This window comes from Streptomyces aidingensis (assembly GCF_900112355.1).
In the GTDB taxonomy this organism is placed as follows: Bacteria; Actinomycetota; Actinomycetes; order Streptomycetales; family Streptomycetaceae; genus Streptomyces; species Streptomyces aidingensis.
Genome location: NZ_FOLM01000008.1, coordinates 270408 through 295047 on the forward strand (window position 1 = coordinate 270408; position 24640 = coordinate 295047).

Annotated in this window: 18 protein-coding genes; 14 read left to right on the top strand and 4 right to left on the bottom strand. The window is 73.8% G+C overall.

The window, feature by feature from the left end; genetic code table 11:
- The first annotated feature begins 27 nt into the window (after positions 1-27).
- The 7 genes from infB to BM242_RS16580 all read left to right on the top strand — a co-directional run bounded on the left by infB (position 28) and on the right by BM242_RS16580 (position 12401).
- Positions 28-3132, top strand: a complete 3105-nt coding sequence (gene infB, locus BM242_RS16550; RefSeq protein ID WP_093839607.1) for a translation initiation factor IF-2 — start codon at positions 28-30, stop codon at positions 3130-3132.
- A 103-nt stretch (positions 3133-3235) separates the two neighbouring features.
- Entirely contained in the window at positions 3236-3529 is a 294-nt protein-coding gene (locus BM242_RS16555) for a DUF503 domain-containing protein (protein WP_093839608.1), read from the top strand.
- Positions 3530-3651: 122 nt separating this feature from the next.
- Positions 3652-4155 carry a 30S ribosome-binding factor RbfA gene (gene rbfA / locus BM242_RS16560; RefSeq protein WP_093839609.1) on the top strand — a complete coding sequence of 168 codons (504 nt, stop codon included), beginning with the start codon at positions 3652-3654 and terminating at the stop codon, positions 4153-4155.
- Positions 4152-5066, top strand: coding sequence for a tRNA pseudouridine(55) synthase TruB (gene truB / locus BM242_RS16565; protein ID WP_093839610.1), 915 nt, complete (start codon positions 4152-4154; stop codon positions 5064-5066). Before rbfA ends, truB begins: the two co-directional genes overlap by 4 nt.
- Positions 5067-5242: 176 nt before the next feature.
- Positions 5243-8869 (top strand): trypsin-like peptidase domain-containing protein, encoded by a 3627-nt coding sequence (locus BM242_RS16570; RefSeq protein ID WP_175541450.1) that lies wholly within the window; start codon positions 5243-5245, stop codon positions 8867-8869.
- A gap of 154 nt (positions 8870-9023) precedes the next feature.
- On the top strand, positions 9024-9986 hold the full coding sequence (locus BM242_RS16575) for a bifunctional riboflavin kinase/FAD synthetase (RefSeq protein WP_093839645.1): 963 nt from the start codon (positions 9024-9026) through the stop codon (positions 9984-9986).
- A 153-nt stretch (positions 9987-10139) separates the two neighbouring features.
- Positions 10140-12401 carry a SpoIIE family protein phosphatase gene (locus BM242_RS16580; RefSeq protein ID WP_093839611.1) on the top strand — a complete coding sequence of 754 codons (2262 nt, stop codon included), beginning with the start codon at positions 10140-10142 and terminating at the stop codon, positions 12399-12401.
- A 35-nt stretch (positions 12402-12436) separates the two neighbouring features.
- Here BM242_RS16580 and BM242_RS16585 read toward each other — a convergent pair whose 3' ends face one another.
- Positions 12437-15274 (bottom strand): MinD/ParA family ATP-binding protein, encoded by a 2838-nt coding sequence (locus BM242_RS16585; RefSeq protein ID WP_245834162.1) that lies wholly within the window; start codon positions 15272-15274, stop codon positions 12437-12439.
- Positions 15275-15791: 517 nt separating this feature from the next.
- On the opposite strand from BM242_RS16585, the gene BM242_RS16590 reads away from it, so the two are divergent.
- On the top strand, positions 15792-16346 hold the full coding sequence (locus BM242_RS16590; protein WP_093839612.1) for a DinB family protein: 555 nt from the start codon (positions 15792-15794) through the stop codon (positions 16344-16346).
- An 8-nt stretch (positions 16347-16354) separates the two neighbouring features.
- Here the strand turns inward: BM242_RS16590 and BM242_RS16595 are convergent, their stop codons facing one another.
- Together BM242_RS16595 and BM242_RS16600 are read right to left on the bottom strand one after the other, a co-directional pair.
- On the bottom strand, positions 16355-16618 hold the full coding sequence (locus tag BM242_RS16595; RefSeq protein ID WP_093839613.1) for a DUF397 domain-containing protein: 264 nt from the start codon (positions 16616-16618) through the stop codon (positions 16355-16357).
- 277 nt (positions 16619-16895) lie between these two features.
- Positions 16896-17291 carry a hypothetical protein gene (locus BM242_RS16600; protein WP_093839614.1) on the bottom strand — a complete coding sequence of 132 codons (396 nt, stop codon included), beginning with the start codon at positions 17289-17291 and terminating at the stop codon, positions 16896-16898.
- Between the two features lie 200 nt (positions 17292-17491).
- On the opposite strand from BM242_RS16600, the gene rpsO reads away from it, so the two are divergent.
- The 5 genes from rpsO (at position 17492) to BM242_RS16625 (ending at position 23075) form a co-directional block, all read left to right on the top strand.
- Positions 17492-17785 carry a 30S ribosomal protein S15 gene (rpsO, locus tag BM242_RS16605; protein WP_093839615.1) on the top strand — a complete coding sequence of 98 codons (294 nt, stop codon included), beginning with the start codon at positions 17492-17494 and terminating at the stop codon, positions 17783-17785.
- Between the two features lie 407 nt (positions 17786-18192).
- The gene (locus BM242_RS16610) at positions 18193-20433 is read left to right on the top strand and encodes a polyribonucleotide nucleotidyltransferase (RefSeq protein WP_093839616.1); all 2241 of its coding nucleotides are present in this window, start codon (positions 18193-18195) and stop codon (positions 20431-20433) included.
- Entirely contained in the window at positions 20430-21821 is a 1392-nt protein-coding gene (locus BM242_RS16615; protein WP_245834164.1) for a M16 family metallopeptidase, read from the top strand. Before BM242_RS16610 ends, BM242_RS16615 begins: the two co-directional genes overlap by 4 nt.
- A 20-nt stretch (positions 21822-21841) precedes the next feature.
- Positions 21842-22600, top strand: a complete 759-nt coding sequence (gene dapB, locus BM242_RS16620) for a 4-hydroxy-tetrahydrodipicolinate reductase (RefSeq protein WP_093839617.1) — start codon at positions 21842-21844, stop codon at positions 22598-22600.
- Between the two features lie 4 nt (positions 22601-22604).
- On the top strand, positions 22605-23075 hold the full coding sequence (locus BM242_RS16625) for a tetratricopeptide repeat protein (RefSeq protein ID WP_093839618.1): 471 nt from the start codon (positions 22605-22607) through the stop codon (positions 23073-23075).
- Between the two features lie 132 nt (positions 23076-23207).
- Here BM242_RS16625 and BM242_RS16630 read toward each other — a convergent pair whose 3' ends face one another.
- Positions 23208-23753 carry a phage holin family protein gene (locus BM242_RS16630; RefSeq protein WP_093839619.1) on the bottom strand — a complete coding sequence of 182 codons (546 nt, stop codon included), beginning with the start codon at positions 23751-23753 and terminating at the stop codon, positions 23208-23210.
- A gap of 151 nt (positions 23754-23904) precedes the next feature.
- Here BM242_RS16630 and thyX point away from each other — a divergent pair, with 151 nt between their 5' ends.
- Positions 23905-24624: an FAD-dependent thymidylate synthase gene (gene thyX, locus BM242_RS16635; RefSeq protein WP_245834166.1), complete on the top strand. Its 720-nt coding sequence runs from the start codon at positions 23905-23907 to the stop codon at positions 24622-24624.
- Positions 24625-24640 lie beyond the last annotated feature (16 nt).

Here is a 24640-nt window from a genome sequence, read left to right on the forward strand (position 1 = left end):
CCCACCCCGGACCGACTAAGGAGCGAAGTGGCAAAGGTCCGGGTATACGAACTCGCCAAGGAGCTTGGAGTCGAGAGCAAGGTCGTCATGGCCAAGCTCCAGGAGCTCGGCGAATTCGTCCGTTCGGCGTCCTCGACGATCGAGGCGCCGGTGGTACGCAAACTCACTGACGCATTCAGCAAGGGCGACGGCGGCGCCCAGAAGTCCGCCCGGTCGTCGGCCCCCAGGCCCTCGGCCCGTCCCGCCGCCCCGAAGCCGGGCGGCGGCCCCGCGCCGCGACCCGGTGGCGCGGCCCCCAAGCCGGGCCCCGCGCCCCGGCCCGCCACGCCCCGCCCCGGCCCCGCCGGCCCGGCGGGCGGCGGCGCGCCCTCCCCGGCCGCGCCCGCGCCCTCGCCGCGCCCCGGTGCCAAGCCCGGCGGCGGGCGGCCCGCGCAGCCGGCCGCCCCGGTGAGCCCGGGCGCCCCGGCCGACGGCGGCGCCCCGGCGCCGCGTCCGGCCGGTCCCCGGTCCGGCGGCGAGCGGCCGTCCGGGCCCCGTCCGGGTTCCGGCCGGCCGGGCGGCGAGCGTCCCGGCGCCCCCAAGCCCGGCGCCCCGCGCCCGGGCGGCGGCGCGCCCAAGCCCGGTGCGCCCAAGCCGGGCGGCGGCCGGCCGGCCGGTCCGCGGCCGGGCAACAACCCCTTCTCCTCCAGCGGTGCCACCGGCATGGGCCGCCCGCAGGCCCCCGGCCGCCCCGGCCCCAAGCCGGGCGGCGAGCGCCCCGGCGGCGAGCGGCCGGGCGGCGGTCCGCGTCCGCAGGCCGGTCCGGGCGGTCCCCGTCCGCAGGCCCCGGGCGGCGGCCGTGCCACGCCCGGCAACATGCCGCGTCCGCAGGCCGGCCCGGCCGGTCCGCGGCCCGGCGGCCCGCGTCCGAACCCGGGCATGATGCCGCAGCGGCCCTCCGGCCCGGGCGGCGCCGGCGGCCGTGGCGGCCCCGGTGGCGGCCGTGGTCCCGGCGGCGGTCCCGGCCGTGGCGGTGGCGGCGGCTTCGCCGGCCGTCCCGGCGGCGGTGGCGGCGGCGGCCGTCCGGGCACCGGCTTCGCCGGCCGTCCCGGCGGCGGCGGTGGCGGCGGCCGTCCGGGCGGCCCGGGCGGTGGCTTCGGCGGCGGTGGCGGCCGTCCCGGTGGCGGCTTCGGCGGCCGTCCGGGCGGACCCGGCGGCCGTGGCGGCACGCAGGGCGCCTTCGGGCGGCCCGGCGGCCCGGCCCGGCGCGGTCGCAAGTCGAAGCGGCAGCGGCGCCAGGAGTACGAGGCCATGCAGGCCCCGTCGATCGGCGGCGTGATGCTGCCGCGCGGCAACGGCGAGACGGTCCGTCTCTCCCGCGGCGCGTCGCTCACCGACTTCGCCGAGAAGATCAACGCCAACCCGGCGTCCCTGGTCCAGGTGATGTTCAACCTGGGCGAGATGGTCACGGCCACCCAGTCCGTCTCCGACGAGACGCTGGAGCTGCTCGGCCAGGAGATGAACTACACCGTCCGCATCGTCAGCCCGGAGGAGGAGGACCGGGAGCTGCTGGAGTCCTTCGACATCGAGTTCGGCGAGGACGAGGGCGGCGAGGAGGAACTGGTCTCCCGTCCGCCGGTGGTCACCGTCATGGGTCACGTGGACCACGGAAAGACCCGCCTGCTGGACGCCATCCGCAAGACCAACGTCATCGAGGGCGAAGCGGGCGGCATCACCCAGCACATCGGTGCCTACCAGGTCTCCACCGAGGTCAATGGCGAGGACCGGCGGATCACCTTCATCGACACCCCCGGTCACGAGGCGTTCACCGCCATGCGGGCCCGCGGTGCCAAGTCGACGGACATCGCGATCCTGGTGGTCGCGGCGAACGACGGCGTGATGCCGCAGACCATCGAGGCGCTGAACCACGCCAAGGCGGCCGAGGTGCCGATCGTGGTCGCGGTCAACAAGATCGATGTCGAGGGCGCCGACCCGACCAAGGTGCGCGGCCAGCTCACCGAGTACGGCCTGATCGCCGAGGAGTACGGCGGCGACACCATGTTCGTCGACATCTCGGCCAAGCAGGGCATCAACATCGAGGGCGTGCTGGAGGCCGTGATCCTCACCGCCGACGCCACCCTGGACCTGCGGGCCAACCCGAACATGGACGCGCAGGGCATCGCCATCGAGGCGCATCTGGACAAGGGCCGCGGTGCCGTGGCCACCGTCCTGGTGCAGCGCGGCACCCTGCACGTGGGCGACTCCATGGTGGTGGGCAACGCCTACGGCCGGGTCCGGGCCATGCTGGACGACAGCGGCAGCCCGGTCACCGAGGCCGGCCCCGCCATGCCGGTCCTGGTGCAGGGCCTGACCAGCGTCCCCGGCGCGGGAGACAACTTCCTGGTGGTCTCCGAGGAGCGCACCGGCCGGCAGATCGCCGAGAAGCGCGCGGCGCGCGAGCGCAACGCGGCCTTCGCCAAGCGGGTCCGCCGGGTCTCCCTGGAGGACCTGGACCAGGTGCTCAAGGCCGGCGAGATGCAGCAGCTCAACCTCATCATCAAGGGCGACGCGTCCGGTTCCGTCGAGGCACTGGAGTCCTCGCTGCTCCAGCTCGATGTGGGCGAGGAGGTGGAGCTGCGGGTGCTGCACCGCGGCGTCGGCGCGGTCACCGAGACCGACATCGACCTGGCCACCGGCTCGGACGCCATCGTGATCGGCTTCAATGTGCGCGCGGCGGGCCGCGCCACGCAGATGGCCGAGCGCGAGGGCGTGGACGTCCGCTACTACTCGGTCATCTACCAGGCGATCGAGGAGATCGAGTCGGCCCTGAAGGGCATGCTCAAGCCGGAGTACGAAGAGGTGGAGCTGGGCACGGCGGAGATCCGCGAGGTCTTCCGCTCCTCCAAGCTCGGCAACATCGCGGGTGTCATCATCCGCTCCGGCCTGGTCAAGCGGAACGCCAAGGCCCGGCTGGTCCGGGACGGCAAGGTGGTCGCCGAGAACCTCAACATCGAGGGGCTGCGTCGCTTCAAGGACGACGTCACCGAGATCCGGGAAGGGTTCGAGGGCGGTATCAACCTCGGCAACTACAACGACATCAAGATCGACGACCAGATCGTCACCTATGAGATGCGGGAGAAGCCCCGGTCCTGACCGGACGGGCTGAACCGGCGAGGTCCGGGGCCGGTCGGCGGAGCAGGGCGGAAAGCCGAAACTCCGTCGATCGGCCCCGGCCATGACGGCTACGATCATCGTCATGTACGTAGGGGCCATGACCTTTGACCTGCTGCTCGGAGACGTCCGCTCCCTCAAGGAGAAACGCTCCGTGGTGCGGCCCATCGTGGCCGAACTCCAGCGGAAGTACGCGGTGAGCGCGGCCGAGACCGGGCAGCAGGATCTCTACCGCAGGACCGAGCTGGGCCTCGCGGTGGTCTCCGGGGACGCCGGGCATCTGACCGACGTTCTCGACCGGTGTGAGCGGCTGGTCGCCGGCCACCCGGAAGTGGAGCTGCTGTCCGTGCGGCGGCGCATCCACGGCGACGACGACTGAGCGCCGGTACCGTGCCCCCTGTCCCGTACCCCGCGCCGTGCTCCGGCGCCCGGTACGGGCCGGGTATCACCGGCGCTCACCGCCCGTCGCCCGTACGCACCAGAAATCAAGGAGACGGACCAGTGGCCAAGAACGCCCGGGCCGACAACCTGGCGAAGCTCATCCGCGAGGTGGTCGCCGAGAAGATCCAGCGCGGCATCAAGGACCCGCGCATCAGGAATCACCAGGTGACCGTCACCGACACCAGGGTCACCGGCGACCTGCGGGAAGGAACCGTCTTCTACACCGTCTACGGCGACGACACGGCGCGCCAGGAGGTCGCGGCGGGCCTGGAGAGCGCCAAGGGGCTGCTGCGCTCCGCGGTCGGCCAGGCCGCCGGGATCAAGTTCACCCCGACGCTGGCCTTTGTCCCGGACGCCCTGCCGGAGAACGCGCGGGTGCTGGAGGATCTCTTCTCCGCCGCCCGGGCCCGGGACGCGGAGCTGCGCCAGCGCTCCCGGGGCGCCCAGTACGCCGGTGACCCCGACCCCTACCGCACCGCGGGCGAGGAGGACGGGAGCGGGAACACCCGGGACGGCGAGGACGGCGGCGACGGCGAGGACGGCGGGGGACCGGCCACCCCATGAGCAAGCGGCACAACAGGCCGGACGCGGGCCCGGACGGGCTGGTCATCGTGGACAAGCCCGCCGGGTTCACCTCGCACGACGTGGTGGCCCGGATGCGCGGCATCGCCCGCACCCGCCGGGTCGGGCACGCCGGCACCCTGGACCCGATGGCCACGGGCGTGCTGGTGCTCGGCCTGGGCCGGGCCACCCGCCTGCTGGGGCATCTGGCGCTCACCGAGAAGGAGTACCTGGCCACCATCCGGCTCGGCCAGCGGACCGTGACCGACGACGCCGAGGGGGAGATCACCGCCTCGGCGGGCGCGGCCTCGGTGGCGCGGGACGCCCTGGCGGCCGGCATCGAGGCCCTGACCGGCGACATCCTCCAGGTGCCGGCCAGCGTCAGCGCCGTCAAGATCGACGGCAAGCGGGCCTACCGGCGGGTGCTGGAGGGCGAGGAGGTCTCACTGCCCGCCCGGCCGGTCACCGTCTCCGCCTTCACGCTGCACGATGTCCGGGAGACCACGGCCGCCGACGGCACGCCCGTCACCGATCTGACCGTCACCGTGGTCTGCTCCTCCGGCACCTATGTCCGGGCCCTCGCCCGCGACCTGGGCGACTCGCTCGCCACCGGGGGCCATCTCACCGCCCTGCGCCGCACCCGGGTGGGGCCCTACGGCATCGCCGCCGCGCATTCCCCGGCCTCGCTGGAGCGGGAACTCGCCGTGCTGCCGCTGGCTCAGGCCACGGCCGCCGCGTTTCCCCGCTGGGATCTGGACGAGCGCCGCGCCGCCCTGCTGGGCAACGGGGTGCAGATCGCCACCCCCGACGATCTGCCGTCCGGGCCGGTCGCCGCCTTCGGCCCGGACGGCCGGCTGATCGCCCTGATCGAGCCGCGCGCCGCAAGGGCCCGCATTCTCGCCGTCCTCGCCTGAGTCCGCGCCGCCGGTCGGGACGCGTTTTCGGGTTTCGTCACGGAGATCTCACTCTCCATTCACCCGTCTGCCGGAGCGCTCGGCGATTCAGGGGGCGCACTCGCCGTAACGCCGCTGATTCCGGCCGGTCTCTGGGCAGAACCTCACCGCACCGCAAGCGTTCGGGAGGATGGTCCATGACAGCGGCGACACCGGCCACACCGGCGATGCTTCCCGCGCCGCCCCTGGTACGGATCAGCGATCTGGCCGGACGCTCGCGCGGCAGCGGCTTTCTCGCCGACCACCAGGGCACGGTGCTCACCAGCCACGAGGCCGTCGACGGCCTGCCGCGCGTGGTACTGCGCACCCCCAGCGGCCGGACCGAGGTGATCGAGGCCGCGGACATCACCGCGGTCCCGGCATGGGACCTCGCCCTGCTGCGCACCCGCCGGCTCGATGTGCGGCCCCTGGTCTGCGCCACCGACCGGGCCGCCGCGGACCTCCGGGTCCGGGTCCGGCTCGGCGGCTGGCTGACCGCCGCGGTGCGCGGCACGTCTCCCGCCACCTACACGGCGACCGACCGCTTCCACCCGCTGCCCAGCGCCGTCGAGCTGGACCTCCCGGAAGCCGCCGCCTGCAAGCTGCGGCTGAACACCGCGGCCACCGGCAGCCCGGTGCTGGACGCGCGGACCGGCTCGGTACTGGCCGTGCTCGGCACCGCCCTGCACACCCCGCGCCGCTCGGCGGGCTTCGCCGTGCCGCTGCGCGCCGCCGCCGAGGACGAGCCGGGCGGCCCGGTCGACCTGCTGCTGCGCCGCAACGGCGCCACCGTCCCCGCATTCGGCGTCGATCTCAACGTCGCCGGAGTGCTGGAACTCACCTCCGCCGCCGTGCACACCGCCATCGCCCCGCACCGCGCCCCGCCCGCGGACCGGCGGGAGGCGGCCGAGGCGCTGCGCGCCTTCGAACACGGCGAGGCGTCGCTGCTGGCCGTGGTCGGCCCGCCCGGCACCGGCCGCACCACCGCGCTCGCCGCCCATGCGGCGCGCCGGCTGAGCGGCCCCGAACCGGCGATCACCCTCTGGCTCACCGGCGCCGATCTGGACGGTGACGACGCCTCCGTCCGGGACGCGCTGGCCCGCCGGCTGGCCCACGCCGGCCGGGCGCACGCCGCCTCCCACCCGGACACCGTGGGCGATCCGGCACGTATCGACCCGGACGTGGTGGCCCGCATCGCCCGCGACACCGGCACCCCGCTGCTGGTGCTGCTGGACGCGCCCGAGGAGATGCCCCGGCGGCTGCTGGCCCGGCTCCGGCCCTGGCTCGCCGGCACGGTGAGCTGGCTGCGCGCCTCGAACGCCCGCCTGGCCCTCACCACCCGCCCCGAATTCTGGACCCACAACCTCACCCCCCTGCTTCCCGCCCCGGCCGCCGCTCCCTCCGGCGGGCGGGGCGGGCACGCGGGGTCCGGGCCGGAGGTGTGGGGGAGCGGGCTGGCGGCGCAGGTGGAGCTGGGGGATCTGCCCGTGGACAGCGCCGCCGAGGCGCGCAGCGCGCTCGGCATCCCCGCCGGCCGCATCGCGGCCGAGGAGGCCGCGCATCCGCTCTCGCTCCGGCTGCTCAGCCGGGTACGGGCGGCGCAGGGCCGGGACGCCGGCGGCGCCCCCGGGCGGGTGGACATCTTCTCCGCCCATCTGGACCTGTGCGCGCTGCTGATCGCCACCCAGCTCACCTGCCGCGGCCATGGCCCGGTCCGGCTGCGCGACCAGTGCCGGCTGGCCGCCCGGGTCTCCGCCCGGCTGCACGAGGCCGCCCGCCGCTGCCTGGGCCCGGTCGTACTGCCCGCCCGGGACTTCGAGGAGCTCTTCCCCTGGCGGGGCGGCTGGGCCCGGGCGGTGCTGGACAACGAGATCCTCCTCCCCGCCGGCAACGGATACCGCTTCGCGGACGAGGAGTTCGCCGAGTGGCTCCAGGGCTGTCACCTCGACCTCGACACCACCCTCGACCGTCTCCTCGCCCCCCGCCCCGGGCAGGACGCCATCCCCCGTCACCGCGTCGGCCCGATCGTCTTCGCCATGCTCGTCCTGGAGCGGCGGCACGGCCCGGAATCCCTGCGCCGCCGTCTGCAACGCCTGGTCGACGCGCTGCCCGGCGGCAGCCGCGGCGAGACCGCCGCGAACCCGGCCCCCGCCGCCGCCCCCGCCCCGGCCGTCTGGTGGGCGGAGCGGCTGCTGGCCGAGGTGCTGACCGGGCTGCCGGACGCCGCCCCCTGCACCGGCCCGCTGCACCAGCTCGCCGAACGCATCGGCGACGGCCGCCTGCCCGCCGGCCGCTTCGGCCCCGCCTTCTGGCGCCGCCTCTCCCTGCCGGTCGCCGAGAAGCTGGCCCTGCTGCGCCTGCTGCTGCCCGCCGACGGCCCCGGTCCCGGCCCCGACCGCTGGCTCACCGTCGCCGCGGAACACCTGGCGGCCGAGCCGGCCACCGTCCAGCGGCTGCTCTGCCGCTGGTTCGACGACGAACGGCCGCTGCGCCGCTCCGCCCGCCGTGTCACCGTGGCCGACGCCGCCCAGGCACTGCTGCACACCCACCGCTCGGCCTCGCCCGACACCCTCACCGAGGCCCTGGCCGATGCCACCCATCCGCGCGCCGACGAGCTCCTGGCCGAACTCGCCCACGACGACCCCTCCGCCGTCTGCCGTGCGGTGCGGCGCTGGGCCGCCGACGACCGGCCCTCCCGCCGCTCCGCCGCCGGTATCCACGCCGCCGCCGTGCTGCCGCATGTCCGCGACGAGCCCGACCGCGCGCTGCTGCGCGAAGCGGCCGAGGACCTGCTGGCCCGGCCCGACTACGCCGGTCTGCACACCCTCGCGCACACCCTGCTGCTGCCCGACCCCGCCTCCCGGGCCCGCCACCTGCCCGCCGCGCTGCACCACTTCACCTCCCTGCCCTGCGGAGCACCGCGTCTGCCCGGGCTCGCCCGGGCGCTGACCGCCGCGCTGCCCACCCATCCGGAACCGGTGCTGCGCGCCTTCCGGACCCGCCTCCTCCCCACCGGTGACTCCGCCGACGGCCCGGCCGCCGGTGACCGGGCCGGGACCGAGGCCGCCGCCGCGCTGCTGCTGCCGCTGGCCGATGTCACCACCCCGGCCCTGGCGCGCCGGATCGCCCGGCTGGTCCGGGAGTACACCGAGCAGTGCCCGCTCACCTCGCCCGAGCCCGTCGCCGGTTTTCTGCGACAGCGGCTGCGCCATGGCCCGGCGGCCCGCTCGGTGGTCCATCCGCTGGTCACCGGCCTGCTGCGGAACGGCCCGCCGCAGCTTCGCACGGCGCTGGGCCGGGTCCTGGGGCGGGCCGGCGGCCCGCTCGCCGCCCCGCTGCTGGACGAACTGCTCGGCACCGAACGCGATCCGGCCGTACTCGACCAGGTGCTGGAGGCGGTGGCCCGCAGCGGCGGCGGCCGGGAACTCGTCCACCGGCTCGGCCTGCTGCTCAACCGCACCGCCGAGGGCGCCAGGCTGTTCGACCACCGGATGGTGGCCCTGGCCCGTGAACTGCCCGGCTTCGCGGACCAGGTGCAGGAGTGGATCGCCGGGGCGCCGGGGGAGTGGGCCGCCACGATCGGCCCCAGCGCCCGCCGCGAGCTGCTGCGCCGCGCCACCGGCCCCCGGCCCCCGGCCGTGCCCGCACAGGCCGCGGCCGAACAGCCGCCACCGCCACCGCCACCGTCGCCGCAGCCGCAGCCGCAGCCGCAGCCGCCGGGCGCCGGCACCGAGCCCCGTCCCTCCCGCCGGAACCGGCCCGTCGGCCTCGCCACGCCCCGCTGACCGCCGGGCTGTGCCGCGCGGCACACCCCGCTCGGCGGCCCGGCACCGTGCCGCCCCGCCCCCGGCAGGTATTTTTGGGGACTGGCAGGCTCCGAGCACGGCCGGCGGATCACAGACAGCACGGACAGCAGGGACGGAGTACACGGTGCAGACGGTGCAGCGCTGGCATGGACTGGAAGACATCCCCGGCGACTGGGGGCGCAGCGTCGTCACCATCGGTTCCTACGACGGTGTGCACCGCGGCCATCAGGTGATCATCGGCCGGACGGTCTCCCGCGCCCGGGAACTCGGCGTCCCCTCCGTGGTGGTCACCTTCGACCCGCACCCGCTGGAGGTCGTCCGCCCCGGGCTGCACCCGCCGCTGCTCACCCCGCACCCGCGCCGTGCCGGGCTGCTGGGCGAGCTGGGCGTGGACGCCGTGCTGGTGCTGCCGTTCACCACCGCCTTCTCCCAGCTCTCCCCGGCCGACTTCGCGGTCAAGGTGCTGGTGGAGCGGCTGCACACCATCGCCGTGGTGGAGGGCCCCAACTTCCGCTTCGGCCACCGGGCGGCCGGCACCGTGGACACCCTGGCCGAGCTGGGCCGCACCTACGGTTTCGAGGTGGACGTCGTCCAGCTGGCGGCGCCCGGCGCAGCACCTCCGGGGGCGGCCGGCGCCGCCCCGGCCGAACAGCCGTTCTCCTCCACTCTCGCCCGCCGCCTGATCGCGGACGGCGACGTGGCCGGTGCCGCCCGGGTACTGGGCCGCCCGCACCGGGTCGAGGGCGTCGTGGTGCACGGTGCGCGCCGCGGCCGGGAACTGGGCTATCCCACCGCCAACCTCGATACCGTGCCGTTCTCCGCCGTTCCCGCCGACGGGGTCTACGCCGGCTGGCTGACCGCCGCCGGCGAGCGGATGCCCGCGGCCATCTCGGTCGGCACCAATCCGCAGTTCCACGGCACCGACCGCACCGTCGAGGCATACGCCCTGGACCGCACCGACCTGGACCTCTACGGCGACCATGTGGCCGTGGACTTTCTCGCCCGGCTGCGCGGCCAGGAGACCTTCGACGGCATCGGGGCGCTGAAGGCCCGGATCGCCGAGGACGTCGACCGGACCCGTGAGCTGACGCGCTGAGCCGAAGCGGATGCCATGACTCCGGTTCCGGACTATTGTCCCGTGTAGGAGGAGCGTTCCGCTGCTTCAGCGGTGCGGTGGTCCGCCCTCGGCGGTGACACCAGGGACATCCGCGCCGGCAGGCGGGCCGCCGGTGCAGTCGGGAGGCCGACGATGCCACCAAGCCGCCTGCGGCACGCCGCGCCCCCCGAAGCCCTGCGGGAACGCATCGACCGGGCGATGAGCGCGGCCGTCCGGGAAACCGGGGCCCATGTGGCCGGTCTGTATCTCACCGAGCCGGAGAGCGACATGCTGGCCCTCGAAGCGGTCACCGGCGTGCCTCCCGAATTCACCGGCCCCTGGGCCCGGCTGCCTCTTCTCCACCCCGGCCCGGCACCGGACGCGGCGCGCGAGAAGCGGCTGGTCTGGCTCGCCGGCCGGGAGGACCTGGCCGCCGCATACCCCCGCACCGCCATGGTGTCGCCCTACGACTTCGCGCTGGCCGCCGTCCCCGTCCTGGCCGGGCAGCCGCCGCCCGGCGCGGCAGCCGGGCCCGGCGCGCCCGCCACCGGCAGCGGTCCGGCCGACGGGGTGCTGGTCCTGATGTGGCCCGGTACCCGCCACACCCCGCTCACCCCCCGCGAACGCGAGGTCGTCACCTCGGCCGCCGACCGCATCGGCGAGGTCCTGCACCGGGCCGCCGGGACCGGTCACCCGCTGCGCGCCGCCGACCAGCCCCGGGTACTGCCCGTGCCGCACGCCGATGCCCCCAGCCCGGCGGAGGCGCTCGCCGCCGTCGAGTTCGCCCAGCGCCTGCCCGAGGGCGTCTGTTCGCTGGATCTGAACGGACGCATCAGCTTTCTCACCGACCGGGCGGCGGACCTGCTCGGCGAGCGCCGCGAGCGGCTGCTCGGGGCACTGCCCTGGGTGGTCCTGCCCTGGCTGGACGACCCCGCCTACGAGGACGCCTACCGCGCCGCCGTGGTCGGCGGCGGGCCCGTCACCTTCACCGCCCGCCGCACCGACGGGGCCTGGGTGCTCTTCCGCCTCTATCCGGACACCACCGGCCTCAGCGTCCTGATCGGCCGCGTCGAACAACCCTCCGCCGAGCCCATCGCCGAGCCGTCCACCGAGCCGTCCGCCGGGCCCGCGGCGGCTTCCCGGGACGTCGGCCCGGCGACGGCGGGCGGCGAGGGGCAGCCGCCCCGCCCCCGCGTCCTGACCCGCGCCCGCATCGGCGGCATCTACCACCTGCTCCACCTCGCCAGCGCGCTCACCGAGGCCGCCGATGTCGAGGACGTGGTGGAACGCACCGCCAATGAACTCATGCCGGCCTTCGGTGCCCAGGGATTCGTGCTGCTGGCGGCAGAGGGCGACCGGCTGCGGGTCATCGGCCACCGCGGCTACCCGGACGCCACCATGGACCGGTTCGACGCCACCCCGCTCTCCGCCCCGACCCCCGGCACCAACGCCGTCACCGCGGGCCGCCCCGTCTTCGTCGGCTCCCGGGAGGAGATGGAGCAGGCGTACCCGGACCGCCCGGCCATGAAGGATTCCATGGCCGCCTGGGCCTTTCTGCCGCTGATCGCCTCCCGCCGCCGCATCGGCGCCTGCGTGCTGGCCTACAAGCGACCGCACACCTTCACCGCCGAACAGCGCGACAGTCTCGCCGCGCTCTCCGGCCTGATCGCCCAGGCCCTGGAACGCGCCCGCCTCTACGACACCAAGCACCGGCTCGCCCACGCCCTGCAGACCGGTCTGCTGCCGCGCGACCTGCCCCGGCCCCCCGGACTGGAGGTGGCCTTCCGCTACCTCCCCGCCACCCACGGCATGGACATCGGCGGCGACTTCTACGACCTGGTGCAGCTCGGCGACACCTTCCTCGGCGCGGTCATCGGCGACGTCCAGGGGCACAACGTCACCGCCGCCGCGCTGATGGGGCAGGTCCGCACCGCCGTACGGGCCTACGCCGCCTCCGGGGCGTCGCCCGCCGAGGTGCTCGGCCGCACCAACCGGCTGCTCACCGGGCTCGGACCGGAGCTGTTCACCAGCTGCCTCTACGTCAGCCTGGACCTGGCCCGGCACAAGGCGCACATGGCCACCGCCGGTCACCCGCCGCCCGTGCTGCGCCATCCGGACGGCCGCACCGAAACCGTGGAACTGCCGCCCGGTCTTCTGCTCGGCATCGATCCGGACGTGCGCTACACCACCACCGAACTGCCGCTGACCCCGGGCACGCTGCTGGCCCTGTACACGGACGGGCTGATCGAGGTGCCCGACGAGCATCTGGACGAGAGCCTGCACACCTTCGCCCGCACCCTGGGCCGTGAGGGGGAGACGGACCTGGAGACACTGGCCGACACCCTGCTGCACGGCACCCGGCCCGAGGGCGAACGCACGGACGACATCGCCCTGCTGCTCCTCCGCCCGGCCTGAACCGGCCGCCGCCGGATGGCTGACGGCTGCTCCGGCTACTGCTGTGGCGGCGGGGGCGGCGGCCAGCCTCCCTGACCGTGCTGCGGGTGCGGCTGCTGTGGCTGCTGCGGCGGCGGATAACCGTATCCCTGCTGCTGGCCGGGGGGCGGATAACCGTAGCCGGGCCGGCCGGGCCCCGGCTGCTGCGGATACTGCTGCGGTTGCGGCTGCTGCGGCAGCGGCGGCGCCAGGTGCGGCGGAGGGTTGTTGGTACCGTCCTGCGTCCACAGCCCCTGCTCCTGCTGGGCACGGACGAAGTCCTCGGCCACCAGCGCCGCCAGATCGAAGTACGCCTGCCGGGTCTTCGGCCGCATCAGATCCAGGTCCAGCTCGGCACCGGTCGCCAGATGCTCGTCGAACGGCGCCACCACCACCCCGCGGCAGCGGGTGCGGAAGTGCGCCACGATGTCCTCGACCTTGACCATCTTCCCGGTGTCGCGCACCCCGGAGATCACCGTGATGCTGCGCTGCACCAGGTCGCCGTAGCCGTGGGCGGACAGCCAGTCCAGCGTGGTGCTCGCACTGCTTGCGCCGTCCACCGAGGGCGTGGAGACGATGATCAGCTGGTCGGCGAGATCCAGCACCCCGCGCATCGCGCTGTACAGCAGACCCGTGCCGGAGTCGGTGAGGATGATCGGGTACTGCTTGCCCAGCACGTCGATGACGCGGCGGTAGTCCTCGTCGTTGAAGGTCGTCGAGACGGCCGGGTCCACGTCATTGGCGAGGATCTCCAGCCCGGACGGCGCCTGCGAGGTGAACCGCCGGATGTCCATGTAGCTGTGCAGATAGGGGATCGCGCCGACCAGGTCCCGGATGGTCGCGCCCGTCTCGCGCCGCACCCGGCGGCCCAGCGTGCCGGCGTCCGGGTTGGCGTCGATCGCGATGACCTTGTCCTGCCGCTCGTCGGCGAGCGTGGAGCCGAGCGACATGGTGGTGGTCGTCTTGCCCACACCGCCCTTCAGACTGATCACCGCGATGCGGTAGCAGGCCAGCATCGGGGTGCGGATCAGGTCCAGCTTCCGCTGCCGCTCGGCGTCCGCGGCCTTGCCGCCGATCTTGAACCGGGACGACTGCTGACGGCTCGGTGCCTGTGAACGCCGCTTGTGCCGGCCCCGCTCCTGGAGCAGCCGGTCCGAGGAGAGCTCGACGGCGGCGGTGTAACCGAGCTGGCCGGGCTGCGGGCCGTGGTTCTGCGGGCTCGGCCAGGCCGCGCCCGCCCGGGGATCCTGCGGCGGAGCGGGCGGCTGCGCGGGCGCCGCCGCCGCTCCCTGCGGTGCGGGCGGCGGGTAACCGTACCCCTGCTGCTCCGGCGGCGGCGCGGCGGCAGGCTGCTGCCCCGGCTGCGGATGGCCCGGAGCCTGCGCGGGCTGCTGCGGATAGCCGTATGCCGGACCGGGCTGCGCTCCCGGCATCTGCGGCCCGCCGGGCTGCGGGTAGCCGGCGGTCTGGGGCGGGGGCGGGGGGAACGCGGGCCCCGGCTGCGCGGGCTGCTGCCCGGCTGCCGCGGGGGCGTGCGGAGCATGCGGAAACCCGGGCTGCGGCGGCTGTGCCGACGGCTGTTCGGGCTGCGGATGAGCAGGCTGCTGCGGCTGCTCCGGACGGGGGTACCCGTACCCCGCGTGCTCCCCGGCGACGCCGCCCTGCGGCAGCGCGGGCCGTTCCGGCTGCTGTGGCGGCGGCGGTGCCGGGGGCGCGGGCTGCGGCGCGGCAGGCCCTTGCTGTGCCGCCCAGGGCGATCCCGGCTGCGGCATCCCGGCGGGCGGGGCGGGCGGGGCCGGCTCGGGCCGGGAGTGCGGTTCGGGCTGCGGCTGCGGCGGCGGCAGTGAGAACGATGTGGCGTCCGCGGACGGCATGGGCGCCGAGGGCTGCGGTGGCGCGGGCGGCGGCTGCGGCGCGGGCCAGGGCGCCCCCGGCTGCGGCAGCGGCTGTCCGGGCTCTGCCGGTGCCTGCGCCTCCGCCGGGATCCCGCTCGGCGGGGTCGGCGGCCTGTCCAGCGGCGGCAGCAGGCTGAACGAGGTCGCGTCCGCAGAGGCGGGAACGGCAGGCGGCGGCGTGTTCTCCTCCGGCTCCGGCTCCGGGACTTCCTGCCCGGCCGGAACCGCGTCCACCGGCTCCGGCCCGGCCGCTGCCCGCGACTGCGCCGAGGCGGCCTGGTCCTGAGGCTCCTGCTCCGGTTCCGGTTCCGGCTCCGAGGAGGTGAACGACACGGCCATCCCGGAGGACGCCCCGGTACCGAAGCCCGCGCCCGGATCGGCGCTCGGCGCCGGCAGGTTCGGCAGCATCGAGCTGACCTGTGCCGGGGCGTCGTCCTCCGGCTCGTCCTCCGGCGCGGCGTCCGCGGGTGCATCCTTGCGGGCCCGCTCCTGCTCCGGCTCCTGCTCCCGGCTCCGGGCGGGGTCGGACGGCGGCTCGTCCCGCAGCTTCTCCGGGATCGAGAACCCGGGCGGGGTCGGCGGCACGGCCGGATTGAACGCCGGGCGCGGCCCGGAGGGCGCCTCCGGCGCGGACGGCGGCTTGAGCTGGAAGTCCGGCGGCAGCGGCGGCAGCCCGCCGGGCGCCTGAGGCGGCAGCGGCGGCGCAGGCGGCTGCAGACGGCGCTCGCCCGAAGGCCGTTCCGCTCCCGGCCCCGCTCCGGTCTCCGGGGAACGCCTTTCGTCGATCATCTTCCGCACGGCCGACGCGTTGAACTGCATCGTGGCGTTGGTGTCCAGACCGGCGGCGCCGAGATCCGAGACCTGGGCCGGAGGGCTGTGCCGGTCGTCGGTGCGCGCCCCGTCCGGCGGCGCGTCCTGGGGCTCGCCGCCGGACTCCCGTCGCGGCTGCTCGTCGGTCACGCCCCCGGCCTCCTCATGTCTGGTCTCCGGCGTCTCATCCGGCGCCTGGCGGTCCGCCACGGCGCTTGTGAGGCTCGGCTCGGCAGTCGTCCCGGGCGCGGTCGTATCCGGACCGTCAGCAGTACCGGAAGAGGACGTCCCCCACGGTGAACTGCCGCCCCCGTACCAACTCGGGATGGCGACGGGCTCGTCGGTGTGCCGGTCGTCCGTCGCGGGGTCCTCGTCGGGGCGACCGACAGCGGAGGAGCCCTCCGCGGTGCGCATCCCGTCCCGATCGCTGTTCACGACGCCTCCTGCCGCTCCTGCTGCCTGCCGTTCCGCGTGCGGGAGAGGACTTCCGGCCGCCGCCCGGCTCCCCCGCCACGCCACGGCTCCCACCCTAGAGGAGACCGGTTCCCGGAGACATCAGCGGATCTCTCGGGATTCCGTGCAATTACGGACCCACCGGATTCCGATGTCAACTCCGGTGCCCGCGAGTACGCCCGCCGATGTCGGTGGCGGCTGTGAGAATCGCGGTATGAGCAATGTGCCGCAGATTCCCGCCGCCAGCTACTCCCCGCTCTGGGCCGAGGACACCAGGCCCGGGCTCCCGCTCGTCGGGGACGAGCGGGAGATCCTCACGGCGTTCCTGGACTGGCACCGCCGGACCTTCGAGCTGAAGTGCGCGGGGGTGGCGGCCGAACGGCTCTCCGAGCGGACCGTGCCGCCGTCCCGTCTGACGCTGCACGGCCTGATCCGGCATCTCGCCGGCACGGAACGCTGGTGGTTCCGCATGCAGTTCGCGGGCGAGGACCTTCCACATCTCTACTACTCGGACGACGACCCCGACCAGGATTTCGAAACCCTGGACGGGGACTTCAACGAGGCGCTGGCGGTGTGGCGGGCCGAGTGCGAGCGCTCGCGGGAGATCGTCGCGGCAGCCGCCTCCCTGGACGAGACCGGCACCCATGCCGCCAGCGGCAATCCGGTCGCCCTGCGCCGGATTCTGGTCCATGCGATCGCCGAGTACGCCCGGCACAACGGCCACGCCGATCTGCTGCGCGAACGCATCGACGGTGCGACGGGCATGTGAGCCCGGGCCTACTCCACCTCGATGTCGAACTCGCCGTCCCGGGCCCCGAGTACGAACGCCTCCCACTCGGCGGCGGTGAAGCGGAGGATGGTGTCCGGGTCGGCGGAGTTGCGCATGCAGACGGCGCCGTCCTCGAAGTAGGCGATTTCCACCTTCTCGTCCTGCGGGCCGTCAGGCGCGCTGAGCCACTCCAGACCGGTGATGTCCCTGCCGTACAGTTCGTCCTTCTCCCGCTCCTTGCGAGCGGCGATCTCCGCCTGCGTCTCGGCCATCAGCGGATCGTCCCTTCCTTCATGGCGGTGATGAACGCCGCCCAAGCGGCGGCCGAAGCGGCACCATACGGCATGCCGCGCCACGACATGCCGCGCCGCTTCGGGCCTTGGCCGGCGGCCCCCGGCCCGTGCCGGGCGCCGCTTCCTCAACGCACTCTCCGCCGTGACCTGCCCCGGCGGACCTGGGCGCAATCGCCCCCGGTATCACCGCTGCCGGGCGAACTCCGCCGGGGCCGTACCGTGGTCGTGGAGGGCAGGGCCGGCCGGCCCGGGCTGTTCACAGCGTGCTGCGCAGCCACCAGTCGGTGCCGAGGATCAGTACGAAGCCGGCGACGAGCACGGCCGTGCCCAGCCGGGTGCGGCCCCGGCGGCTCATCTCGATGACCGCGCCGCTCAGCACGAAGGCAACGCCGTACAGGCCCACCGACAGCAGGGACGAGCCGTCGCCGAGGCGGATCACCAGCACCACCGCCATGGCGGCCATGGCCACGGCGGCGATGGCCATGCGCAGCCGCCGGGCCTGCTTCGGGGTGAGCCGTCCCTTGCGGGCGGCGGCGCTCACCGCCTCGTCGTCCTGCCCGCCGTTCTGCTCGTCCGACCCGTCCGCCGGCCGCTGGTCCAGCTCCTCGTCGCTGCCGGGGTCCGCGTCCTGCTCCGTGCCTGTGGAAGTCACGCGGAAAGCATAGAGGTTTACCTTTTTGAGGGAAGCTCCGACAGTATTTCCGTGTGACTGCCACCCGGGCCTGTGGACGACCGTGCGCAGTCACTCCCTGACGGCTGCTAGGCTTGACCACGCCTGATGAGTTGCTCAAGCGGAGTCCCCTGTGACGAAGACCAGGGGACCGACTCCGGGCCCAATCACAAGGAGTAAGCGTGTCGTCTCTTGATGCTGCCACCAAGCAGAAGATCATGACCGAGTTCGCCACCAAGGAAGGCGACACGGGCTCTCCCGAGGTCCAGGTCGCTCTGCTCAGCCGTCGGATCAGCGATCTGACCGAGCACCTCAAGACGCACAAGCACGACCACCACTCCCGTCGTGGCCTGCTGCTGCTGGTCGGCCGCCGTCGCCGCCTGCTGCAGTACCTGGCCAAGAAGGACATCACCCGGTTCCGTACGCTGGTGGACCGGCTCGGTATCCGCCGCGGTGCCGCGGGTGGCGCCCGCTGAGGCTGACGTCGTGAGGGAGCGGTGACCTGCTGAGAGGTCCCGCTCCCTTCGCCGTATCCTCGCCCGGGTGTCTCCGACGCCGGGCCGAGGGGCCACACCCTTTGTAGGCTGGTCCCAGCAACAGGTCACGACACCGTACGCGCACCACGAAGACAACAGAACAGAAGACAACAGAAGACAACGACATACGAGCGAGGCGGGGCGCCTCCACCGTCGCCGGTCCTCGGTAGTGGCCCCCGGGCAGCGGGCAGCAGGCGGTACGACTGCGCAGTGCGCAGTACACCGCGCAGTGCACGGCACACAGCGCGCACCCAGTCCCGGGAGCTTCGATCGATGACCGGCCCGTGGCGAGACGCTCCTCCCGTCGGCCCCCACCCCACAGGGGCACAGAAGAGGAGATTTTCCGAGTGGACATGGAAACCCACTACGCCGAGGCCGTGATCGACAACGGGTCCTTCGGCACCCGCACCATCCGCTTCGAAACCGGGCGTCTCGCCCGCCAGGCCGCCGGCTCCGCCGTCGCCTACCTGGACGACGAGACCATGGTGCTGTCGGCCACCACCGCCTCGAAGCATCCCAAGGAGATGCTCGACTTCTTCCCGCTCACGGTGGACGTCGAGGAGCGCATGTACGCCGCCGGGAAGATTCCCGGCTCCTTCTTCCGCCGCGAGGGCCGGCCCTCCGAGGACGCGATCCTCACCTGCCGCCTCATCGACCGGCCGCTGCGCCCCTCCTTCAAGAAGGGCCTGCGCAACGAGATCCAGATCGTCGAGACGATCATGGCCCTCAACCCCGACCACCTCTACGACGTGGTCGCCATCAACGCCGCGTCCTGCTCCACCCAGCTCGCCGGCCTGCCGTTCTCCGGCCCGATCGGCGGCACCCGGGTCGCCCTGATCCGCGGCCAGTGGGTGGCCTTCCCCACCCACACCGAACTGGAGGAGGCCGTCTTCGACATGGTGGTCGCCGGGCGCATGCTGCCCGACGGCGACGTGGCGATCATGATGGTCGAGGCCGAGGCCACCGACAAGACGGTCGAGCTGGTCCAGGGCGGGGTCACCGCGCCCACCGAGGAGGTGGTGGCCGCCGGCCTGGAGGCCGCCAAGCCCTTCATCCGGGTGCTGTGCAAGGCCCAGTCCGACCTGGCGGCCAAGGCCGCCAAGCCGACCGGCGAGTTCCCGGTCTTCCTCGACTACCAGGACGACGTCTACGAGGCGCTGGGCAACGCCGTCCGGGACGACCTGGCCCAGGCCCTGACCATCGCCGGCAAGCAGGCCCGCGAGACCGAGCTGGACCGGATCAAGGCGGTCGCCGCCGAGAAGCTGCTGCCGCAGTTCGAAGGCCGCGAGAAGGAGATCTCCGCCGCCTACCGCTCCCTCACCAAGAGCCTGGTCCGGGAGCGCGTCATCCGCGAGAAGGTCCGCATCGACGGCCGTGGCGTGGCCGAGATCCGCACCCTGGCCGCCGAGGTGGAGGCGATCCCGCGGGTGCACGGCTCCGCCCTGTTCGAGCGCGGCGAGACCCAGATCCTCGGCGTCACCACGCTCAACATGCTCCGGATGGAACAGATGCTGGACACCCTCTCCCCGGTGACCCGCAAGCGCTACATCCACCACTACAACTTCCCGCCCTACTCCACCGGCGAGACCGGCCGCGTCGGTTCGCCCAAGCGCCGGGAGATCGGGCACGGCGCGCTGGCCGAGCGGGCGCTGATCCCGGTGCTGCCCAGCAAGGAGGAGTTCCCCTACGCCATCCGGCAGGTGTCCGAGGCGCTGGGTTCCAACGGCTCCACCTCCATGGGCTCGGTGTGCGCCTCCACCATGTCGCTGCTGAACGCCGGTGTGCCGCTCAAGGCGCCGGTGGCCGGCATCGCCATGGGCCTGATCTCCCAGGAGATCGACGGCGAGACCCACTACGTCACCCTGACCGACATCCTGGGCGCCGAAGACGCCTACGGCGACATGGACTTCAAGGTCGCCGGCACCCGGGAGTTCGTCACCGCCCTCCAGCTCGACACCAAGCTGGACGGCATCCCGGCGTCGGTGCTGGCCGCAGCGCTCAAGCAGGCTCGGGACGCCCGGCTGCACATCCTCGATGTGATGATGGAGGCCATCGACCGGCCGGACGAGATGTCCCCGCACGCCCCGCGGATCATCACCATCAAGATCCCGGTGGACAAGATCGGCGAGGTCATCGGCCCCAAGGGCAAGATGATCAACCAGATCCAGGAGGACACCGGCGCCGAGATCACCGTCGAGGACGACGGCACCATCTACATCGGTGCCTCCGACGGGGTCGCCGCCGAGGCCGCCCGCACCACCATCAACGGCATCGCCAACCCGACGATGCCGGAGGTCGGCGAGCGCTATCTCGGCACGGTCGTCAAGACGACCACCTTCGGTGCCTTCGTCTCCCTCATGCCGGGCAAGGACGGACTGCTGCACGTCTCGCAGATCCGCAAGCTGGCCGGCGGCAAGCGGGTGGAGAACGTGGACGACGTGGTCGGCGTCGGCCAGAAGATCCAGGTCGAGATCGCCGAGATCGACCAGCGCGGCAAGCTCTCCCTGGTCCCCGTCCTGGAAGAGGACGAGGCCGCGGGCAACGACAAGGCCGACAAGTCCGAGCAGAAGGACGCCGCCGCCCAGTGACACGCAAGGCCCTGCGGACGGCCCGTCCCGCCCTTCCGGCGGGACGGGCCGTCCCCCGTCCCCGGGGCGCCGCCCCCGGCACCGCCGCCGTCCCGGCCGCCGGGGAGATCCGTACCACCGTGCTGCCCGGCGGACTGCGCGTGGTCTCCCAGTCCGTGCCCACCGTCCGCTCGGTCACCTTCGGCATCTGGGCCCGGGTCGGCTCCCGGGACGAGACCCCGGTACTCAACGGCGCCACCCACTACCTGGAGCACCTCCTCTTCAAGGGCACCCGGCGGCGCAGCGCCCTGGAGATCTCCGCGGCCGTGGACGCCGTCGGCGGCGAAATGAACGCCTTCACCGCCAAGGAGTTCACCTGCTACTACGCCCGCGTCCTGGACGACGATCTCCCGCTCGCCATCGATGTGGTCTGCGACATGCTCACCGGCTCGCTCATCCGGGCCGAGGACGTGGACGCCGAGCGCGGCGTGGTGCTGGAGGAGATCGCCATGACCGAGGACGACCCCGGCGACTGCGTGCACGACCTCTACGCCCGCACCATGCTCGGCGACAGCCCGCTGGGCCGGCCGGTGCTCGGCACCGTGGAGACCGTCACCGCCCTCACCCGCGACCAGGTGGCCCGCTTCTACCGCCGCCACTACGACCCCGCCCACCTGGTGGTGGCCGCGGCCGGCCGGCTGGACCACGACCGCGTCGTCGAGCTGGTCCACCGCGCCTTCGCCGAGGCCGGGGCCCTGGACAGCGGCAGCGCGGCCCGGCCGCACGGCCCGCGCACCGGGCGCCGCGCCATCCGCACCGCCGGCAAGGTGGACGTGGTCCGCCGCCGCACCGAACAGGCCCATGTCGTCCTCGGCACCCCCGGCGTCTCCCGGCACGACGACCGCCGCTGGGCACTGAGCGTGCTCAACGCCGCCCTCGGCGGCGGCATGTCCTCCCGCCTCTTCCAGGAGGTCCGGGAGAAGCGCGGGCTGGCCTACTCGGTCTACTCCTTCACCTCCGGCTACGCCGACTGCGGCCTGTTCGGCATCTACGCGGGCTGCCGGCCCGCGCTCGCCCCGGACGTGCTGAAGATCTGCCGCCAGGAACTGGACCGGATCGCCGGCGAGGGCCTGCCCGAGGAGGAGCTGCGCCGCGCCGTCGGGCAGCTGTCCGGCTCCACCGTGCTCGGGCTGGAGGACACCGGCTCACTGATGCACCGGCTCGGCAAGAGCGAGATCTGCTGGGGCGACCAGCTCACCGTGGATGAGATGCTGAACCGCATCGCCGCCGTCACCGTCGACGAGGTCCGCCGGGTCGCCGCCGAGGTGCTCTCCCACCGCCCCTCGCTGGCCGTCATCGGCCCGCTCAGCGAACGCCAGGCCGCCCGTCTCGACGAAGCCGTCTCCTGAAAGAAGGGGTCACCGCACACATGAGCAGCAAGCCGCGCGTCGCCGTGCTCGGCGCCCGGGGCCGGATGGGCTCCGAGGCCGTCAAGGCGGTCACCGCCGCCGAGGACATGGAACTGGTCGCCGCCCTGGACCGCGACGAGAAACGGGAGACGCTCACCGAGGCCGGGGCCGAGGTGGCGGTGGACCTCACCCATCCCGACGCGGTCATGGGCAATCTGGAGTTCTGCGTCCGCAACGGCATCCACGCCGTGGTCGGCACCACCGGCTGGACGGACGAGCGGCTGGCGACGGTCCGCGGCTGGCTGGCCGGCTCGCCCGCCACCGGCGTGCTCATCGCCCCCAACTTCGGCATCGGCGCCGTGCTCACCATGCACTTCGCCCGCCAGGCGGCGCGCTTCTTCGAATCCGTCGAAATCGTCGAACTGCACCATCCGGGCAAGGCGGACGCGCCCAGCGGCACCGCCGTCCGCACCGCCCGGATCATCGCCGAGGCCCGCCGCGCCGCCGGCTGCCCGCCCGCCCCGGACGCCACCACCACCGCCCTGGACGGCGCCCGCGGCGCCGAGGTGGACGGCGTTCCGGTGCACGCCGTCCGGCTGCGCGGGCTGGTGGCCCACCAGGAGGTGCTGTTCGGCGACGAGGGGGAGATCTTCACCCTGCGCCACGACTCCATGAACCGCGGCTCCTTCATGCCCGGCGTGCTGCTCGGCATCCGCCGCATCGGGCAGACCCCGGGCCTGACCGTGGGCCTGGAGCACTTCATGGATCTGGGCTCCTGACGCCATGCGCGGCAAACTGCTCTACGCCCTGCTCGCGGTGGTCCTGACCGGCTATTTCGTGATGGTGGGCCACCGCGGCGTGCTGCTGGTCCGCGAGGCCGAGCCGGTTTCGGTCGCCCTGGGCCTCGCCGTGCTCGTGCTGCCGCTGCTCGGCGCCTGGTTCCTCTGGCATTCCACCCGCTTCGCCCTGCGGGCGGAGAAGCTGGTGCGGGCGCTGGACGCCGAGGGCGGTCTGCCCGTCGACGATCTGCCCCGCACCCCGGCGGGCCGCATCGACCAGCAGGCCGCCGACGAGGCCTTCGCCCGCTACCGGGCCGAGACCGAGGCCAGCCCCGGGGACTGGCGCTGCTGGGCCCGCCTCGCCATCGCCTACCACGACGCCCGCGACACACCGCGCGCCCGCAAGGCGATGCAGCACGCCATCACCCTGCGCGGCCGCGGCAGCCGCAGCGGTCGGGTCGCCGCCCAGGGATAGACGACGTCCAGCACCTGACCGTCCGCAGCTGCCGTGCCGTGCGCCGTTGGCTCGCCGGCACCGCCGGACGCCCCGCGTCCCGCCGACGCGGCTCCGCCGATCCCTCCGACGCCGATCCTTCCGGCGTCGCCGTCAGCGGTGCTCCGCCGCCCAGGCCTCGATCACATCCGCCGCCCGGTCGAACGCCTCGTAGCGGCCCAGGAAGTCCGCGCTGTGCGTGGTCAGCAGTGTGCGCAGCGGCTCGCCGCGCCGCCGCTCGATCTCCAGCGCCTCGCCCTGCACGGTGCGGGGCATGCTGAGCCAGCGCACCGGCTGCTGCGCGGTGCGCACCCGGGTGACGTCCCGCCACTTCAGCGTCCGCGTCATCAGCAGATTGACCTGGCGCAGCCCGCGCGGGCTGACCCAGATCCCGACCCTGAGCAGCCGCAGGGCGAAGGCGATGGCCAGTACCGCCAGGATCAGCGTGGCCAGCCCGCCCTCGCGCTGCCCGGCCAGCGCGATGATCATGGCCGACATCAGGATGAAGCTGGCGAGCAGCAGCGTCACCGCCGAGATCCCGACCCGCCAGGGCCCGATCCGGTAGGGACGGCGCCAGTGGTCCTGCGGAGCGTGGGGAAGCGGCATGTCCCGCCGGGACGGATCCCTGGTGCGGTCGGCCGCCATGAAGGAGAGAGTCATGGTCGAACCTCGATCCTGTGGGGGGTCCGCATACGCCTGAAGCGCCTGCTGCCCGCTGAGGCTACCGTGCCCGCCGGCCGGAACGCCGCGCGGCGGTGTCGGTACCGCAGACTACGCTGGGGCGCCGACGACCCGCCCGGAAGGACCATTGGTGAGCGATATCCGGTTTCGCAGTGATGTGACCGTCGAGCTGGTGAAGCACAGCGCCTCCGACACGGATGTGCTGTGGGCCGCCAGGGTGTCCACCCGGGGGGAGCAGTCCCTGGACGAGACGAGGAAGGACCCCGAGCGCTCCACCGGGCTGATCAACTTCCTCATGCGGGACCGGCACGGCACCCCCTTCGAGCACAATTCCATGACCTTCCTGGTCAGCGCCCCTCTCTTTGTCTTCCGTGAGTTCCACCGCCACCGGGTCGGATGGTCGTACAACGAGGAGAGCGGCAGGTACCGCGAGCTGGCGCCCGTCTTCTACCTGCCCGCCGAGGATCGCAGGCTGGTGCAGCGCGGCCGTCCGGGGAAGTACGAGTTCGTGTCCGGCAGCCCCGAGCAGCACAAGATCGTCACCGAGGCGCTCCAGGAGTCCTACCGGCGCTCCTACCATGCCTACCAGGAGATGCTGCGGGCCGGTGTCGCCCGGGAGGTGGCGCGCGCGGCGCTGCCGGTCGGGCTGTTCTCCTCGATGTACGCCACCTGCAACGCCCGCTCGCTGATGCACTTCCTCAGCCTGCGCACCCAGCATGAGGACGCCACCGTGCCCTCTTTCCCGCAGCGGGAGATCGAGATGGTGGCCGAGCAGATGGAGCGGCAATGGGCGGAGCTGATGCCGCTCACCCACGCCGCCTTCGCCAAGCACGGCCGCGTCGCCCCCTGAGGTGTCTCCGGTGGGC

Excerpts from the sequence above, each read along its gene's own strand:
- BM242_RS16580 (WP_093839611.1), top strand. The coding sequence starts at position 10,140 with ATGCCACCAAGCCGCCTGCGGCACGCCGCGCCCCCCGAAGCCCTGCGG.
- BM242_RS16590 (WP_093839612.1), top strand. The coding sequence starts at position 15,792 with ATGAGCAATGTGCCGCAGATTCCCGCCGCCAGCTACTCCCCGCTCTGG.
- BM242_RS16555 (WP_093839608.1), top strand. The coding sequence starts at position 3,236 with ATGTACGTAGGGGCCATGACCTTTGACCTGCTGCTCGGAGACGTCCGC.
- BM242_RS16625 (WP_093839618.1), top strand. The coding sequence starts at position 22,605 with ATGCGCGGCAAACTGCTCTACGCCCTGCTCGCGGTGGTCCTGACCGGC.
- BM242_RS16570 (WP_175541450.1), top strand. The coding sequence starts at position 5,243 with ATGACAGCGGCGACACCGGCCACACCGGCGATGCTTCCCGCGCCGCCC.
- dapB (WP_093839617.1), top strand. The coding sequence starts at position 21,842 with ATGAGCAGCAAGCCGCGCGTCGCCGTGCTCGGCGCCCGGGGCCGGATG.
- BM242_RS16630 (WP_093839619.1), bottom strand. The coding sequence starts at position 23,753 with ATGACTCTCTCCTTCATGGCGGCCGACCGCACCAGGGATCCGTCCCGG.
- BM242_RS16595 (WP_093839613.1), bottom strand. The coding sequence starts at position 16,618 with ATGGCCGAGACGCAGGCGGAGATCGCCGCTCGCAAGGAGCGGGAGAAG.
- truB (WP_093839610.1), top strand. The coding sequence starts at position 4,152 with ATGAGCAAGCGGCACAACAGGCCGGACGCGGGCCCGGACGGGCTGGTC.